General features: G+C 62.7%; 15 protein-coding genes. 8 read left to right on the top strand and 7 right to left on the bottom strand.

All coding sequences use genetic code 11. The features are described from left to right. Positions 1-151: 151 nt before the first annotated feature. Together NKH19_RS24045 and NKH19_RS24040 are read left to right on the top strand one after the other, a co-directional pair. A complete protein-coding gene (locus tag NKH19_RS24045) occupies positions 152-1300 on the top strand; it encodes an acyl-CoA dehydrogenase family protein (RefSeq protein ID WP_352872050.1) in 1149 nt (382 codons plus the stop codon). Between the two features lie 58 nt (positions 1301-1358). Further along, complete coding sequence (locus NKH19_RS24040; protein ID WP_352872049.1) at positions 1359-1754, top strand: RidA family protein; 396 nt, start codon at positions 1359-1361, stop codon at positions 1752-1754. Between the two features lie 163 nt (positions 1755-1917). Here the strand turns inward: NKH19_RS24040 and NKH19_RS24035 are convergent, their stop codons facing one another. Both NKH19_RS24035 and NKH19_RS24030 read right to left on the bottom strand, forming a co-directional pair. Beyond that, entirely contained in the window at positions 1918-3009 is a 1092-nt protein-coding gene (locus tag NKH19_RS24035) for an LLM class flavin-dependent oxidoreductase (RefSeq protein WP_352872048.1), read from the bottom strand. 49 nt (positions 3010-3058) lie between these two features. Beyond that, positions 3059-3340: a hypothetical protein gene (locus NKH19_RS24030; protein ID WP_352872047.1), complete on the bottom strand. Its 282-nt coding sequence runs from the start codon at positions 3338-3340 to the stop codon at positions 3059-3061. Positions 3341-3363: 23 nt separating this feature from the next. Between NKH19_RS24030 and NKH19_RS24025 the strand changes: the two genes are divergently transcribed. From NKH19_RS24025 to NKH19_RS24010, 4 genes are all read left to right on the top strand, one after another. Then, positions 3364-3543: a hypothetical protein gene (locus NKH19_RS24025; RefSeq protein WP_352872046.1), complete on the top strand. Its 180-nt coding sequence runs from the start codon at positions 3364-3366 to the stop codon at positions 3541-3543. 73 nt (positions 3544-3616) lie between these two features. Continuing rightward, positions 3617-4414 carry an ABC transporter substrate-binding protein gene (locus NKH19_RS24020; RefSeq protein WP_352982905.1) on the top strand — a complete coding sequence of 266 codons (798 nt, stop codon included), beginning with the start codon at positions 3617-3619 and terminating at the stop codon, positions 4412-4414. A 151-nt stretch (positions 4415-4565) separates the two neighbouring features. Then, positions 4566-5240 (top strand): amino acid ABC transporter permease, encoded by a 675-nt coding sequence (locus NKH19_RS24015; protein ID WP_126067529.1) that lies wholly within the window; start codon positions 4566-4568, stop codon positions 5238-5240. A 43-nt stretch (positions 5241-5283) separates the two neighbouring features. Next, positions 5284-6558 carry a cysteine desulfurase-like protein gene (locus NKH19_RS24010; protein ID WP_352872044.1) on the top strand — a complete coding sequence of 425 codons (1275 nt, stop codon included), beginning with the start codon at positions 5284-5286 and terminating at the stop codon, positions 6556-6558. Positions 6559-6628: 70 nt separating this feature from the next. On the opposite strand, the gene NKH19_RS24005 is transcribed toward NKH19_RS24010, so the two are convergent. The 5 genes from NKH19_RS24005 to NKH19_RS23985 all read right to left on the bottom strand — a co-directional run bounded on the left by NKH19_RS24005 (position 6629) and on the right by NKH19_RS23985 (position 11891). Further along, positions 6629-7459: a dipeptide ABC transporter ATP-binding protein gene (locus tag NKH19_RS24005; RefSeq protein WP_352872043.1), complete on the bottom strand. Its 831-nt coding sequence runs from the start codon at positions 7457-7459 to the stop codon at positions 6629-6631. Further along, complete coding sequence (locus tag NKH19_RS24000; protein WP_352872075.1) at positions 7456-8313, bottom strand: ABC transporter ATP-binding protein; 858 nt, start codon at positions 8311-8313, stop codon at positions 7456-7458. Before NKH19_RS24000 ends, NKH19_RS24005 begins: the two co-directional genes overlap by 4 nt. Before the next feature lie 2 nt (positions 8314-8315). Next, a complete protein-coding gene (locus tag NKH19_RS23995) occupies positions 8316-9170 on the bottom strand; it encodes an ABC transporter permease subunit (RefSeq protein WP_352629965.1) in 855 nt (284 codons plus the stop codon). A gap of 70 nt (positions 9171-9240) precedes the next feature. Beyond that, positions 9241-10248, bottom strand: a complete 1008-nt coding sequence (locus NKH19_RS23990) for an ABC transporter permease subunit (RefSeq protein ID WP_352872042.1) — start codon at positions 10246-10248, stop codon at positions 9241-9243. Positions 10249-10298: 50 nt separating this feature from the next. Further along, complete coding sequence (locus NKH19_RS23985; RefSeq protein WP_352872041.1) at positions 10299-11891, bottom strand: ABC transporter substrate-binding protein; 1593 nt, start codon at positions 11889-11891, stop codon at positions 10299-10301. Positions 11892-12358: 467 nt separating this feature from the next. Here NKH19_RS23985 and NKH19_RS23980 point away from each other — a divergent pair, with 467 nt between their 5' ends. Then, a complete protein-coding gene (locus NKH19_RS23980; RefSeq protein WP_352872040.1) occupies positions 12359-14368 on the top strand; it encodes a long-chain fatty acid--CoA ligase in 2010 nt (669 codons plus the stop codon). Further along, on the top strand, positions 14365-15108 hold the full coding sequence (locus NKH19_RS23975) for a class I SAM-dependent methyltransferase (protein WP_352872038.1): 744 nt from the start codon (positions 14365-14367) through the stop codon (positions 15106-15108). The genes NKH19_RS23980 and NKH19_RS23975 overlap by 4 nt, the downstream gene beginning before the upstream one ends. The last annotated feature ends 206 nt before the right edge of the window (positions 15109-15314 follow it).

The following is a 15314-nucleotide window of genomic DNA, read 5'->3' as shown; positions in this document are numbered from 1 at the left end:
GGAGATCGGTTGCACGTTTTGTTTTCGCCAATCTCCAACATTGTTAGGTCGAAGCCGTCGACGAGGCTGCCAATCTCCCCCCTTGCGGGGGAGATGCCCGGCAGGGCAGAGGGGGGTGCGACGGAGCGCGACGAAAACCGAGGGCGCGCCAATGCCTGACCGTTCCTTCCTCTCCTGGCCATTCTTCGAGGACCGCCATCGCGAACTGGCCGAACGTCTCGAGACATGGTGCTCAAAAAACCTGCCGGTCGATCACCATGATGTAGATGCCGCCTGCCGCGAGCTGGTCACTAAGCTTGGCCAGGACGGCTGGCTGAGGCCTACGGCTCTCGACACCGACAATCCGGGACCACTCGACGTCCGCACTTTGTGCGTCACCCGCGAGACGCTCGCCCGCCATGACGGGCTGGCCGATTTCGCCTTTGCCATGCAAGGGCTCGGCACCGGCGCGCTCAGCCTGTTCGGCACGCCGCAGCAGCAGCAGTGGCTGGCAAAGACGCGCGCCGGCAAGGCGATCTCAGCCTTTGCCCTGTCGGAGCCGCGCTCTGGGTCGGACGTCGCCAATACGGAAATGACGGCGACCCGTGACGGCGAAAGCTATGTTCTCTCCGGCGAAAAGACCTGGATCTCCAATGGCGGCATCGCCGATCTCTATGTCGTCTTTGCCCGCACCGGCGAGGCGCCGGGCGCCAAGGGGCTCTCCGCCTTCCTCGTGCCGGGCGACGTCAAGGGTCTTGGCATTGCCGAGCGGCTGGAAGTGATCGCGCCGCATCCGCTGGCGCGGCTGTCTTTCGACCAGGTTCGCCTGCCCGCCTCGGCGCTGATCGGCAGACCAGGCGACGGCTTCCGCATCGCCATGTCGGTGCTCGACGTGTTCCGCTCGACCGTCGGTGCGGCGGCACTCGGCTTTGCCCGACGTGCGCTGGATGAAAGCATCAAGCGCGTGGGCGAACGCAAACTGTTCGGCGCCCCGATGGCCGAACTGCAGATGGTGCAGGGCCATATCGCCGACATGGCGCTCGACGTCGATGCGGCAGCCCTTTTGGTCTATCGCGCCGCCTGGACCAAGGACATGGGGGCCGCGCGGGTGACGCGCGAGGCGGCCATGGCGAAACTATACGCGACGGACCACGCCCAAAGCGTCATCGACAGGGCAGTGCAGCTGCATGGCGGCGACGGTGTCCGCAAAGGCCATATCGTCGAAAGCCTGTATCGCGAGATCCGCGCGCTGCGCATCTATGAGGGTGCCTCCGACGTGCAGAAAGTGGTGATTGCGCGGCAGGTGATGGGCGCGGCCTGACGGTAGGAAATTGACGAGCGATTTCGAGACTTGGTTTTTGGGTACCGGGAGGTTTTGAATGCACACGATTCTGCAGCCGGAAGGCTGGGCAAAACCCGTCGGCTACGCCAATGGCGTCGCGGCGCGCGGGCGGCTCGTCTTCGTTGGCGGACAGGTCGGCTGGAACGGCCAATGCCAGTTCGAGACCGACGACTTTGTCGGCCAGGTGAAGCAGACGCTTCAGAACATCGTGGCGGTGCTGGCGGAAGCCGGCGCGGTGCCGCGGCACATCACCTCAATGACCTGGTATTTCACCGACAAGGCCGAATACCTCGCCAATCTCAGGGGGATCGGCGAGGCCTATCGCGAGGTGATCGGCCGGCACTTTCCGGCGATGGCCGCCATGCAGGTAATGGCACTGGTCGAGGACCGCGCCAAGGTGGAGATTCAGGCGACCGCCGTTATCCCGGAGTAAACGCTCATCACTTCGTCATCCACGGGCGGCGCAGGAGCGAAGCTCCGTCCCTGGGATGACGACGTTGGGAAGGCTTCGGCTAAATCCGAATGTTCGCGATAATCATCGAAGCTGACGATGAAATCCTGGCTGCCACAGGGTAGCTGATCCCTGAGCACCACCACTATTCGCGCAGGCCCGCCTGTCTCAATATCGGCAGCACGTTATCGCACAAATAGGGCAGCTCCTGCGTGTAATTGACGAAGGACAGCGCGATGCCTTGATAGCCGTGCCCGGCAATGGCGGCCATGTCGGCGGCGATCGTCTCGGGGGTTCCAATCAGCGGGTAGGTGCCGGCGCCGCCGGCGAAACGCTGCCGGTAACGGTCATAGGCATGCGGGTCGTGCGATTGCGAGAATTCCTTCTTGCTCGCCATATGGGCATCGACCGCAGCATGGTCGGCCATCTCAACCGCGTAGCGCGTATAGTAGGCCTGCGCCTCTTCCATCGTCGGGCGGCAGACGACATGCGCCACGGTGTAGACGCCGACATCCCGGCCCGCCTTGTCGGCCCGCTCGCTGATATCGGCGACATGCTTGCCGGCATCGCTCATCTCGGAAAAGGTCGTGAAGAGATAGTCGCATCGGGCGGCGGCGAAATCCCGGCCCGGTCCGCCGAAAGCGGCGTTCATCGTCACCGGGCGCGGAACCTGCAGACTGGCCGGCCGGCTGACGGCTTCCTTGAGGCGATAATAGGTGCCTTCATAGTCGAGCGGCTCGGCCGAGGCATAAAGCTTTTCGAGGATCTCGATCCATTCGGCCGCTTGGTCGTAGCCCTTCTCGACCAGGGGCGTACCGAACATGCCGAATTCCTTCGGGTTCCAGCCGCAGACGATGTTCAAGCCGGCGCGGCCCTGGCTGATATGGTCGACCGTCGCCAGCGCCTTGGCGGCATAGAGCGGATGCACCAGCGGCACGTGCACGGTCATAAACAGGCCGATCCGATCGGTGGCCATGGCAAGGGCCGCCGCCCAGGTGAAGGTCTCGAACGACCATTCGCGCACCTTGTTGCGGCCGCCGAAGCCGCGCCAGCGCGCGATCGGCAGCATGAACTCCAGCCCGGCACGGTCGGCAATCCGCGCCGCCGCCAGATTGTCCTGCCAACTCGCCGTCCAGCGTTCCGGCACATCGGTGATGGCAAGGCCGCCGTCGGCATTGGTCGAAAAAACGCCGAGCTTCAGTCTGTTCGGGCCGTGCAAGGGATGTGGTTTGTTCATGTCGCGACCTCCCGGCGAAGATCGCACGCTACGGCCCCGCAAAAATATTTCAAGCATGAAATAGCTTCGCCTTGCGATGGTTTGCGGATATGGATTTGGGCAGGACGAAAAAGGGAGATGGGTTCTCGAGGCTGGTGCGGCCGAAGGTTCTTTCTACGACGCGTAGCCGAACTTGCGCGACACAAGCACGGCCAAGGGCGTATCGGCCGGGCAACAATCCGGTCAAACTTTTTAAGCTTAAAACTTTCGCCTTGAAAACCGCGGCACTTTGGATAAGCATTCCAAAATCGATGGCGATTGCCGTGCCGGAGGGGCTTGCTTGCCAGTCCATCGTGGTGGGAGGGGTTTCAGTCCTTGTCGTTCATAGTGCCCCAGTCATCGTCTAGCGCGCGCTATGCCTTCGATGGTGCGCGCGCCCAGATCCGCGACCTGCACACCGAGAACATCGCCACGGCCTTCCTCCGGATGTGCGTCTGCCGTGAACGTGACCAGATAGCGACCGCGCTCGACCGCATGGTCGCTGCCATGAATTGACGCCCTGCCTGAAGCGGGGCGGCAAAAAACCGTGCGGGAGCAACCCGCCCGATCAACAACAGAGGGAACACAGATGAGCTTCACTCGCCGCAAATTGCTTCTTCTCGCCGCCGCAATCGGCATCGCCGCCGGCCCCGCCACCGCCTATGCCGCCGATGTGCTGAATGTCGGCGCCTACCCGACCAATCCGCCGTTCGAATACAAGAACGAGAGCGGCACCTTCGAGGGCTTTGAAGTCGACATCGTCAACGAAGCGGCCAAGCGCGTCGGCATGACCACCGACATCGCCGATCTCGGCTTCCAGGCGCTGTTCGCCGCCACCACGTCGAAGCGCATCGATGTCGCCATCTCGTCGATCACCATCACGGCGGAGCGGCTGAAGTCGCAGTCGTTCACCCAGCCATACTATGATTCCGACATGGGCATCGCCACCAAGACCGACAGCGCGATCAAGGCCGAAGCCGACCTCAAGGGCAAGATCGTCGGCGTGCTGTCCGGCTCGACCGGCGAGACCTGGGTCAAGGCGCATCAGGAAGCCGACGGCTTCAGCGACGTGAAGGGTTATGACACGCAGCAGAACCTGCTGCTCGACCTCAGCGCCGGACGCGTCGACGCCGCCGTCAGCGACATTCCGGGCATGGAATATTCCTTCACCAAGATGAAGGACCTGATCGTCAAGGAACGCATCAAGACCGGCGAACAATACGGCCTGATGCTGACCAAGGACCACCCGCTGCTCGACAAGCTGAACGACGCGCTGACCGCGATGAAGAAGGACGGCACGCTGGCCGCGATCCACAAGAAGTGGTTCGGCAGCGACGCGCCCGCCGACTCTTCGACCATGAAGGAAATGCCGCTGCCGAAGGCCTGAGCGGCAATGCATTGACATCGTGCCGGCTTTCCAGGCCGGCACGATTCATTTCACGCCCTGGCGCCGGCTTCCGCCGCAGACACCCCGCCGTCGGTGAGGTCAATTGATTTTAACGCGAGCATTCTTTGCTCTGGGGTTCGGGAACGCTCCTATGTCGCTGCTCGACACCTTCTTCAACCCCGATGTCATCATGTCCAGCCTGCCGGCGCTGCTGCGCGGCTTCCTGAACACGCTGCTGCTCGGCATTCTGAGCATCGGCATCGGCATCCCCATCGGCCTGGTGATCAGCCTGGTGCGACTCTATGCGCCGAAGCCGCTGCGCTGGCTCGCGGTCGGCTACACCGACATCTTCCGCGCCCTGCCGGTGCTGGTCGTGCTGATCCTGATCTACTACGCGCTGCCCTTCCTCGGCATCCGCCTGTCGTCCTGGGCATCGGCGGTGACTGCCTTCGCCTTCATCATGTCGGCCTATTCGGCGGAAGTGTTCCGTTCCGGCATCGAAAGCATTCCGCGTGGCCAGTTCGAGGCGTCGCAGGCGCTTGGCCTGCCGTTCCTGCTGACCTTGCGCAAGGTGGTGCTGCCGCAGGCGATCCGCGTCGTCATCCCGCCGATGACCAGCAACTGCGTCTCGATGTTCAAGGACACCTCGCTCGCCTCCACCGTGGCGCTGCCGGAACTGCTCAAGGAAGCGACCAACGCGCAGTCGCTCTATGCCAACCCCTCGCCGCTGATCGGCGCGGCGCTTGTCTATCTCATCTTCCTCTGGCCGATGGTCCGCCTCGTCAGCCTGCTTGAAGAGCGCTTCAAGACCGAAAAGAAGCGCTGACCTCGCCAACCGATCCCTCCAAGTCCTTCGCAGGAGCCTACCCGTGAACAAGCACCAGACCGACAATGCGAGCGCAACCGCGTTTCCCGTCCACACCATCCGCGCCATGTTCCCCGCCTTGCAACGGGCCGGCGATTTCATCTTCTTGGATAATGCCGCAGGCGCCCAGATCCCGCAGAGCGTACTCGACGCGGTGACCAACCATCTGGTTTCGCACAATGTGCAGCGCGGCGGCCGCTATGGCCGCAGCGTCACCGTCGACCAGTCGGTCGCAGATGCCCGGACAAGCGTCGCGCTGCTGATCAACGCTTACAGCCCAGCGGAAATCTGCTTCGGCATGAACGCCACTTCGTTCATCCGCCTGGTCAGCCTCGGCATCGGCCAGATGCTTCAAGAGCGCGACGAGATCGTCATCACCGACATGGACCACGACGCCAACATCGCGACATGGCTGGCGCTGGAGTCCGCTGGCGCGAAATTCAAATGGTGGCGGATGCGCGAGGACGGCAATCTGCATGTCGACGATCTGCGCCCGCTCGTTTCCGACCGCACCCGTCTGGTCGCGTGCACGGTGACCGCGCACTCGATCGGCTCGATCGTCGATGTCGCCGAGGTGGCCAGGATCGCGCACGCGGCCGGTGCCGAGGTGTTCCTCGACTGCGTGCATTACGGGCCGCACGGGCTGATCGACGTGCAGGCCTGGGACTGCGACTATCTCGTCTGCTCCGGCTACAAGAATTTCTCGCCGCATATGGGCTTCCTGTGGGGCCGTTTCGAAACGCTGAAGCGGCTGCCGACCTTCCGCGAGGATTTCATCCCCGACGAGCCGCCCTACAAGGTCGAGGCGGGCACGTTCATCTACGAGAACGTCTCCGGCATGGATGCGGCCGTGCAGTATCTGGAACTGATCGGCCGCAATCTTGCGCCCTCCAACAACCGCTCGCGGCGCGACAACATCGTTGCCGGCATGAGCGCCATCCGCGACTACGAGCTGGTGCTGGCGCGCGAGATGCTTGCTGTGCTGAAAGGTTGCGGCGCGACCATCTATGGCGTTGCCGACGAGGCCCGCATTGTGGAACGGGTGCCGACCTTCTGCTTCAACATCGGCAAACTGTCGCCGCAGCGGATCGTCGAGGAAATGGCCGAGATGCAGATCGGCATCCGCGACGGCCACATGTACGCGCCGCGACTGATGAAGCGCCTCAATCTCTCGATGGACAGCGGCGCCATCCGCGCCTCGCTGGTCCACTACAACACGGTCGATGAGATCCACCGCTTCGGCGAAGCGCTGCGCACCATCATCGCCAAGCTGTCGTGAGGCGGCCACTCCAGCGTCGTCATCCTGAAGCGAAGCGACGCGGCGAAGGCCCTGGGACGACGAAGAGACGTCAAGCCGCCTTCTTCTTCGCCAACCTCGCCTTGATCGATGCGACGTCGGCGCGCGGCGTGGCCGCGAATAGCGTCCGGGTATAGCTGTGCTTGGGGTCGGCGAAGACCTCGTCGCGCGATCCGTATTCGACCGCTTCGCCGAAATACATCACCATCACATCGTCGGCGATGTAACGCACCACGGACAGGTCGTGGCTGATGAAGACATAGGTCAGCTGGAATTCGTCCTGAAGGTCGGCGAGCAGATTGAGCACCTGCGCCTGCACCGAAAGGTCGAGCGCGGAGACCGGCTCGTCCAGCACCAGCAGGCTCGGGTTGAGCATCAGCGCGCGGGCAATGGCGATGCGCTGGCGCTGGCCGCCGGAGAACATGTGCGGATAACGATTGTAGTGCTCGTGTCCGAGGCCGACCTTCTTCAGCATCTTCATCGCCAGGTCGCGACGCTCGGCGGCCGGCTTGTCGGTGTTGATCAGCAGCGGCTCGCCCAGCACGTCACCGATCTTCTGGCGCGGATTGAGCGATCCGTACGGATTCTGGAAGACGATCTGCACCTTGCGGCGCATCTCCTTCGTCAATGCGTTCCTGGCGATGTCGACCTTGTTGCCGTCGATGAACAGTTCGCCCGCCGTCGCCGGATCGATCAGCGTGATGATGCGGGCAAGCGTTGACTTGCCGCAGCCGCTTTCGCCGACGATGGCCAGCGTCTTGCCCTTGTCCACCTTGAAGGAGACGCCCTTGACCGCATGGACCGTGCGCGGCCCGGTGAACAGGCCACCACCGATGTGGTAGTCGCGAACGATGTTCTTGCCTTCGAGAACGGTGATGCTCATGAGGCGGCTCCCGCAGCCGACGGCGCCGGCTCGAACATCATGTCGGACACGGTCGGCAACCGGTCGCCGACGGCGTTCTCCGGCAAGGCCGACAGCAAGGCCCGCGTGTAATTGCTCTTCGGCGACTCGAACAGCGACAGCACGTCGGCCTCTTCCATCTTGCGGCCCTTGTACTGGACGATAACGCGGTCGGCGGTCTCGGCGACCACGCCCATATTGTGGGTGATCATGATCAGGCCCATGCCGTATTTGGCCTGCAGCGAAACCAGCAGATCGAGGATCTGTTTCTGGATGGTCACGTCGAGCGCGGTGGTCGGCTCGTCGGCGATCAGGAGTTTCGGATTGCAGGCAATGGCGATGGCGATCATGACGCGCTGGCACTGGCCGCCCGACATCTGGTGCGGGAACGAGCTCAGTCGCTCCTCCGGGTCGGCGATGCCGACCAGCTTCATCAGTTCGATGGCACGCGCCCGGCGCTGGGCGCGATCCATGCCCATGTGGAAGCGCAGCACCTCCTCGATCTGGAAGCCGACCGTGAAGCATGGGTTGAGGCTGGCGATCGGCTCCTGGAAGATCATCGAAATGTCCTTGCCGACGATCTTGCGGCGTTCGGACGGGCTGAGCTCCAAAAGATCGACGCCGTCGAAGGCCATGCGGTCGGCCTTGACCGTTGCCGTGTCGGGCAACAGGCCCATTACCGCCAGCATCGCCACCGACTTGCCGGAGCCGGACTCGCCGACGATCGCCAGCACTTCGCGCGGCTCGATCGCGAGATCGATGCCTTGCACGGCCATGAACGGTCCGGCCGCCGTATCGAAGGAAACAGTAAGGTTCTTGATCTCGAGCAGAGGCACGCTCACGACCTCTTCAGCTTGGGGTCGAGCGCGTCGCGCAGGCCGTCGCCGATAAGGTTGATGGCGAAGACGGTGATCAGGATGGCGAGGCCCGGGAAGGTCACCACCCACCAGGCGCGCAGGATGAACTCGCGGGCTTCGGCCAGCATGGTGCCCCATTCCGGCGTCGGAGGCTGCGCGCCCATGCCGAGGAAGCCAAGGGCGGCCGCCTCAAGAATGGCGTTGGAGAAGGACAGCGTCGCCTGCACGATCAGCGGCGCGATGCAGTTGGGCAGGATGGTGACCAGCATCAGCCTCAGATGACTGGCGCCGGCGACCTTGGCCGAGATGACGTATTCGCGAGTCTTCTCGGCCATCACGGCGGCGCGGGTGAGCCGGGCGAAATGCGGCTGCAGCACAAAGGCGATGGCGATCATGGCGTTGACAAGGCCGGGGCCGAGGACCGCGACCAGTACCAGGGCCAAGAGCAGCGACGGGAAGGCCAGGATAATGTCCATGATGCGCATGATCAACGTGTCGACCCAGCCGCGGCAGTAGCCGGCTAGCAGGCCGAGGATCACGCCCGAGATCAGCGCTGAAGTGACGACGACGAAGCCGATGGCGAGCGAGAAGCGCGAGCCGTAGATCAGCCGCGACAGCATATCGCGACCGACGGCGTCGGTGCCGAGCAGGAACTGTGCGTTGCCGCCCTCCTGCCAGGCCGGCGGCGTCAGGAAGAAGTCGCGGAACTGATCGTCGGGCGAATGCGGCGCCAGCAGCGGCGCGAAGATGGCGATCAGGATCAGCAGTGCAAAGACGAAGAGCCCGATCACCGCGCCCTTGTTGACGGAGAAGTAGTGCCAGAACTCGCCGAACATCTGCAGCCTTGCGTCCTGCTGCTTGACGACGGTCACGGCTTCAATGGTGGCTGGGCCTTCGTTGCTCATGTCAGTTGGCCCGGATGCGTGGGTTGATGACGGCGTAGAGCACGTCGACGATGAGGTTCACCGACATGACGATCAACGCGATCAAAAGCAACCCGCCCTGCACGGTGAAATAGTCGCGCTTGGAAATGGCGTCGATCATCCATTTGCCGATGCCGGGCCAGGAGAAGATGCTCTCGGTCAGGATGGCGCCGGTCAAAAGCGTGCCGACCTGCAGGCCGATGGTGGTGACGACCGGAATCAGCGCGTTGCGGAAGGCATGCAGCCCGATGACGCGGCGCGGTGCCAGGCCCTTGGCGCGCGCGGTGCGTACATAGTCCTCGCCGAGCACTTCAAGCATCGCCGACCGCGTCTGCCTGGCGATGACGGCCAGCGGAATGGTGCCGAGCACGACGGTGGGAAGGATGAGGTGCGACAGCGCCGAACGGAAGGCGCCCTTCTGCCCCGAGATCAGCGAGTCGATGGTCATGAAGCCGGTCACCGGCTTGAAGAAATAGAGAAGATCGATGCGGCCGGAAACCGGCGTCCAGTGCAGCGTGCCGGAAAACACGATGATCAGCAGCAGACCCCACCAGAAGATCGGCATGGAATAGCCTGCCAGCGCGGTGCCCATGGTCAGCTGATCGAACCAGGATCCACGGCGGATGGCGGCGAAGATGCCGGCGGCGACCCCCAGGACTACGGCAAAGATCATCGCGAAAATGGCGAGCTCGACCGTTGCCGGGAAGCGCACCAGGAAATCCTTGAGCACCGGCGTCTTGGTGGAAAACGAGGTGCCGAAATCGCCGCTCAGGATGTTGGTCAAATAGGTCAGGTATTGTTGCCATATCGGCAGATCGAAGCCGAATTGGTGCATCAGCGCCGTGTGGCGTTCGGGCGACAGGCCGCGTTCGCCCGCAAGCACCAGCACCGGATCACCGGGCAGGATGCGCACGAAGCCAAAGGCGAGGATGGTTATCCCAATGAAGGTCGGGATGATGAGGGCGATCTTGCCGAGGATATAACGCAGCATGGCGGGCGAGTGGAGGCGCCACCAAGCGGTGACGCCCCCGTTTCGCAACCTTATTCGGCGATATCGACGCCGTCGAAGCGATGGATACCGAGCGGATCCATCGCGAAGCCGGTGACGGTCTTCTGCATCGGCATGAACACCTTGGAGTGAGCGAGCGTCGCCCAGGGTGCCTGTTCCTTGAAGATGACCTGTGCCTTTTCGTAGAGCTTGGTGCGCTCGGCCTGATCCGAAACGGTCTTGGCCTTGTTGATGAGCGCGTCGAAGTCCTTGTTGCACCATTCCGCGCGGTTGTTCGAACCGACGGAAGCGCAGCTCAGGAGCACGCCGAGGAAGTTGTCCGGATCGCCATTGTCGCCGGTCCAGCCGACGATGACGGCGCCGTCGTGATCGACCGCGGAAGCGCGCTTGAGGTATTCACCCCAATCGTAGCTGACGATGTTGACGGTGACGCCGACCTTGGCGAAGTCCGACTGGATCAATTCAGCGGTGCGGCGCGCGTTCGGCATGTAAGGGCGCGACACCGGCATGGCCCAGACGTTCATCTTGAGGTCCTTGACGCCGGCCTCTTCGAGCAGCTTCTTGGACGCTTCCGGATCGTACGGATCGTCCTTCACTTCCTTGTTGTACGACCACATGGTCGGCGGGATCGGATTGATCGCCACCTGGCCGGCACCCTGGAAGACGGCGTCGATGATGGCCTTCTTGTTGATGGCCATGTTGAGCGCCTTGCGGACGCGCACGTCGTCGAACGGCTTCTGCTGGGTGTTGTACATCAGCGCGCCAACATTGAGGCCTTCCTGCTCGTCGACCTTCAGGCTCGGTTCAGCCTGCAGGCCGGCGATGTCGGCCGGTGCCGGGTATGACATGATGTTGCATTCGCCGGCCTTCAGCTTCTGCGCGCGCACCGCCGGGTCGGTGGTGATGGCGAAGACAAGATCGTCGATCTTCTGCTTGCCGCCCCAATAGTCCGGGTTGGCCTTGTAGCGGATGGCCGCGTCGGTCTGGTAATCGACGAAGATGAACGGGCCGGTGCCGATCGGCTTCTGGTTGAACAGCTCGGGCGTCTTGTCCGCCTGCAGCTTGTCGGCATATTCCTTGGAGACGATCGAGGCGAAGTCCATGCCCAGCGTCGGAATGAAGGTGATTGCCGGTTCCTTGAGGGTGAACTTCACCGTCAGGTCATCGACCTTCTCGACCTTGGTGATGTTGTCGCCGAACTGGTCATTGTAATACTGATAGGCAATACCCGGGATGTACTGGAACCACGGGCCGTTCTTGTCGACCTGACGTTCGAAAGAGAACACCACGTCGTCGGCGTTGAAGTCGCGCGTTGGGGTGAAATAGTCGGTGGCGGCGAACTTGACGCCCTTGCGCAGCTTGAAGACATATTCCTTGCCATCGTCGGAGATCGTCCAGCTTTCAGCCAGGCCCGGCGAGGTCGTTGTCTTGCCGTGATCGAACTCGACAAGGCGGTTGAAGACGGTGCGCGACGACGCGTCGAAGGTCTGGCCGGCGGTATACGGCGCCGGGTCGAAACCCTCCGGCGAAGCTTCCGCGCAATAGACCAGAGTTTTCGCGTTGGCCACGCCGCCCAGGACGCTTGCAGCCAGCAACGCGGCTGCAAAAGTCAGTTTCTTCTTCATTGAGCACTCCCTGATGTTCTTCCAAGCCCCTCTATCAGGCTCGCGAAGCGCGCATATAAGCACCGTTTTTCCGGCTTTGGAACACCCCGTTTGCTTACCCCTTGGGAAGCAGGAAAAAAATCCGCGATTTTACTAAATGACAGAAAAAATTAGCAGTTTCTTCCATTCACGGGATTATTAACGATCGCATTTTTTTATTGATCACCGATCTGACGATAATCGATGCCGCGCGCGCCTCCGAGCGGCCGAGAGTGCGGCGGGACAGCGGTTGGGAGTGTCGGCGGCAGGAAAGATTTTCGACGGCAAATCTTTCCAGCCTTGCCGCAGGGGCAAGACTTGCACGGTCGCCAATGGAGGCAATACATAGAGGCAATACATAGGTGCATAGCGGCGGCAGCGGAGGACGTCTCTGTCAATTCAGGGGCGAGCGCGGCGCGGACGAACAAGAATTGTCGAGGGAGGAACGGGTGGCAAAAGCATCAAGGACACCGGCGCCGGCAAAAGCGGCAGCCAAGGCGGCTCCAAAAGCAGCCGGCGGCAGGGCCAAGCCGAAAACACCCGCTGCCAAAGCCGCCGCGGCCAAGCCGAAGGCAGCCACCGTGCCGGCGAAGGCAAGCACAAAGCCGGCAGCCAAAGCCTCGACCAAGAAGGCCTTGAACAAGACTGTTGCCGGAAAGACAGTGTCGGCGGCAACGCCGGCAGCTGCCAAGCCGGTGGCGAAGGCTGCTGCAGCCAAGGCCCCGCCGGCAGCGAAGCCTGCCGCCGCCAAGCGATTGCCGAATGCACTGACGGCGCTTGCCGCCGGCCTGCCGGAAAAGCCGTGGCTCAAGAGCTATCCGAAAAACGTCCCGGCCGAAATCGGCGCCCTGCCATACAACTCGATCGGCGATTTCCTCGTCGCTGCCTGCAAGCAGTTTTCGGCCCAGCCCGCCTTCACCTGCATGGACAAGTCCATCAGCTACACCGATGTCGAGCGGCTGTCGGCGGACTTCGGCGCCTATCTGCAATCGAAAGGCCTTCAGAAGGGCGCGCGCGTCGCGCTGATGATGCCGAACGTGCTGCAATATCCGGTGGCGATGATGGCCGTCTTGCGCGCCGGTTATGTCGTGGTGAACATCAATCCGCTCTATACGCCGCGCGAGCTAGAACATCAGCTCAAGGACTCCGGTGCGCAAGCCATCGTCATCCTGGAGAACTTCGCCAACACCTTGCAGGCGGTGATCGCCAGGACGGCGGTCAAGCATGTCGTGGTCGCTTCGATGGGCGACTTGCTCGGCGGCCTGAAAGGCACCATCGTCAATTTCGTCGTTCGCCGCGTGAAGAAGATGGTCCCGGCATGGTCGCTGCCCGGCCATGTCAAGTTCAATGCCGCAATGAAGGCCGGCGCCGGTATGGGTTTTAAGCCGGCCAGGGTGGCAGCCGACGATGTCGCGTTCCTGCAATATACGGGCGGCACGACGGGCGTCTCGAAGGGAGCCACGCTGCTGCACAGCAATGTGCTCGCCAACGTCGCGCAGAACGCGCAATGGATGGAGGACGCCTATACGATCAAGCCGAAACCCGCGCACCCCAACTTCATCTGCGCGCTGCCGCTCTACCATATCTTCGCACTGACGGTGAACGCGCTGATGGGCATGCAGCAAGGCGCCCGCAATGTGCTCATTCCCAACCCGCGCGACATTCCCGGCTTCGTCAAGGAGTTGCAGAAGTACCCCGTGCACATCTTTCCGGGCCTCAACACGCTGTTCAACGCACTACTCAACAATGAGGATTTCCGCAAGCTCGACTTCAAGCCGCTGATCCTGACGCTGGGCGGCGGCATGGCGGTGCAGAAGGGCGTCGCGGAACGCTGGAGAACGCTGACCGGTTGTTCGGTCACCGAAGGCTACGGCCTTTCGGAAACCTCGCCGGTGGCCACGGCCAACAAGTTCACCTCCGGCGACTTCACCGGCACGATCGGCCTGCCGTTGCCCTCGACCGAGATCGCCATCCGCGACGATGACGGCAACAACTTGCCGCTCGGCGAGGTCGGCGAAATCTGCATCCGCGGGCCGCAGGTGATGGCGGGCTACTGGAACCGGCCCGATGAGACCGCCAAGGTGATGACCAAGGACGGCTACTTCAAATCCGGCGACATGGGCTTCATGGACGAGCGCGGCTACACCAAGATCGTCGACCGCAAGAAGGACATGATCCTGGTCTCGGGCTTCAACGTCTATCCGAACGAGCTCGAGGAAGTCGTGGCGATGCATCCGGGCGTGCTCGAAGTGGCCGCGATCGGCGTGCCGGACGAGCATTCGGGCGAGGTGCCGAAACTGTTTGTGGTCAAGAAGGACCCGGCGCTGACCGCCGAGGCAATCACCGCCTATTGCCGCGAGAACCTGACCGGCTACAAGCGGCCCAAATATATCGAGTTCAGGACCGAGCTGCCGAAGACACCGGTCGGCAAGATCCTGCGGCGAGCGTTGCGCGAATGACGATAGCCGACGGCCCTGAGGCCGTGGATGCACCCTGCAGTCCAGACCCGGCAGAGTTCATCAGGGCGAACATGCGCCTCGCCCCGGTGCCATCGCTCCCCGAGATCCGGCTCTATACGCCGCATCCGGCCAGCGGCCTGAGGCGGCTTACCGATCCGCACCAAAGCTCCGACGCCGATGACGACACGATCGAGGCGGACGACGATGGACCCGAGCCGCGGCCGCCCTACTGGGCCTATGCCTGGGCCGGCGGCGCGGTGCTTGCGCGCCACATATTGGACCACCCGCAAATGGTGGCCGGTCGCCGCGTGCTCGACCTCGGCGCGGGTTCCGGCCTTGTCGGCATTGCCGCCGCCAAGGCTGGCGCGCGCGAAGTTATCGCCGCGGAGATCGACCGCAACGGTGTTGCTGCGCTCGCCCTCAACGCGGCGGCCAACGGCGTCGCCATCACCGTGATCGGAGACGATGTCACCAGGGGTTCGCCACCCATGGTCGACCTCGTGCTTGCCGGCGATGTCTTCTATGGACAGGACGTCGCCGATCGAGTCATGCCTTTTCTCGAACGCTGCCTGAATGCCGGCATCGAGGTCCTAGTCGGCGACCCCGGCCGCGCCTATTTGCCACGATCACGGCTGCACCTGCTCGCCGAATACAAGGTGCCGGATTTCGGCCAGACGAAAGACAGCGCGCTGAAGCCGAGCGGTGTGTTTTCCTTTGAAGCGGATGACCGCTGTCGCTGAGATCAAAACCCAGTCACTCGGAATGACCGAGTTCGACCTCAACGCAGACGATCATCCAATCAAAGGCACGTTCAGAAAGCGGTCGTGACGGCGCTAACTTCTAAGCTCAGCGTCCCCGAATTCGCCACTGTACTTTTCGCCATACAGATGTATCCGCTCAAGTCGCTCGAAGCAGCTCTCCGCGAGCAGAGCGCGCCGTCGCCCGC

This window comes from Mesorhizobium sp. M1338 (assembly GCF_040318045.1).
GTDB lineage: Bacteria > Pseudomonadota > Alphaproteobacteria > Rhizobiales > Rhizobiaceae > Mesorhizobium.
This window is presented reverse-complemented; position numbering and strand designations above follow the sequence as displayed.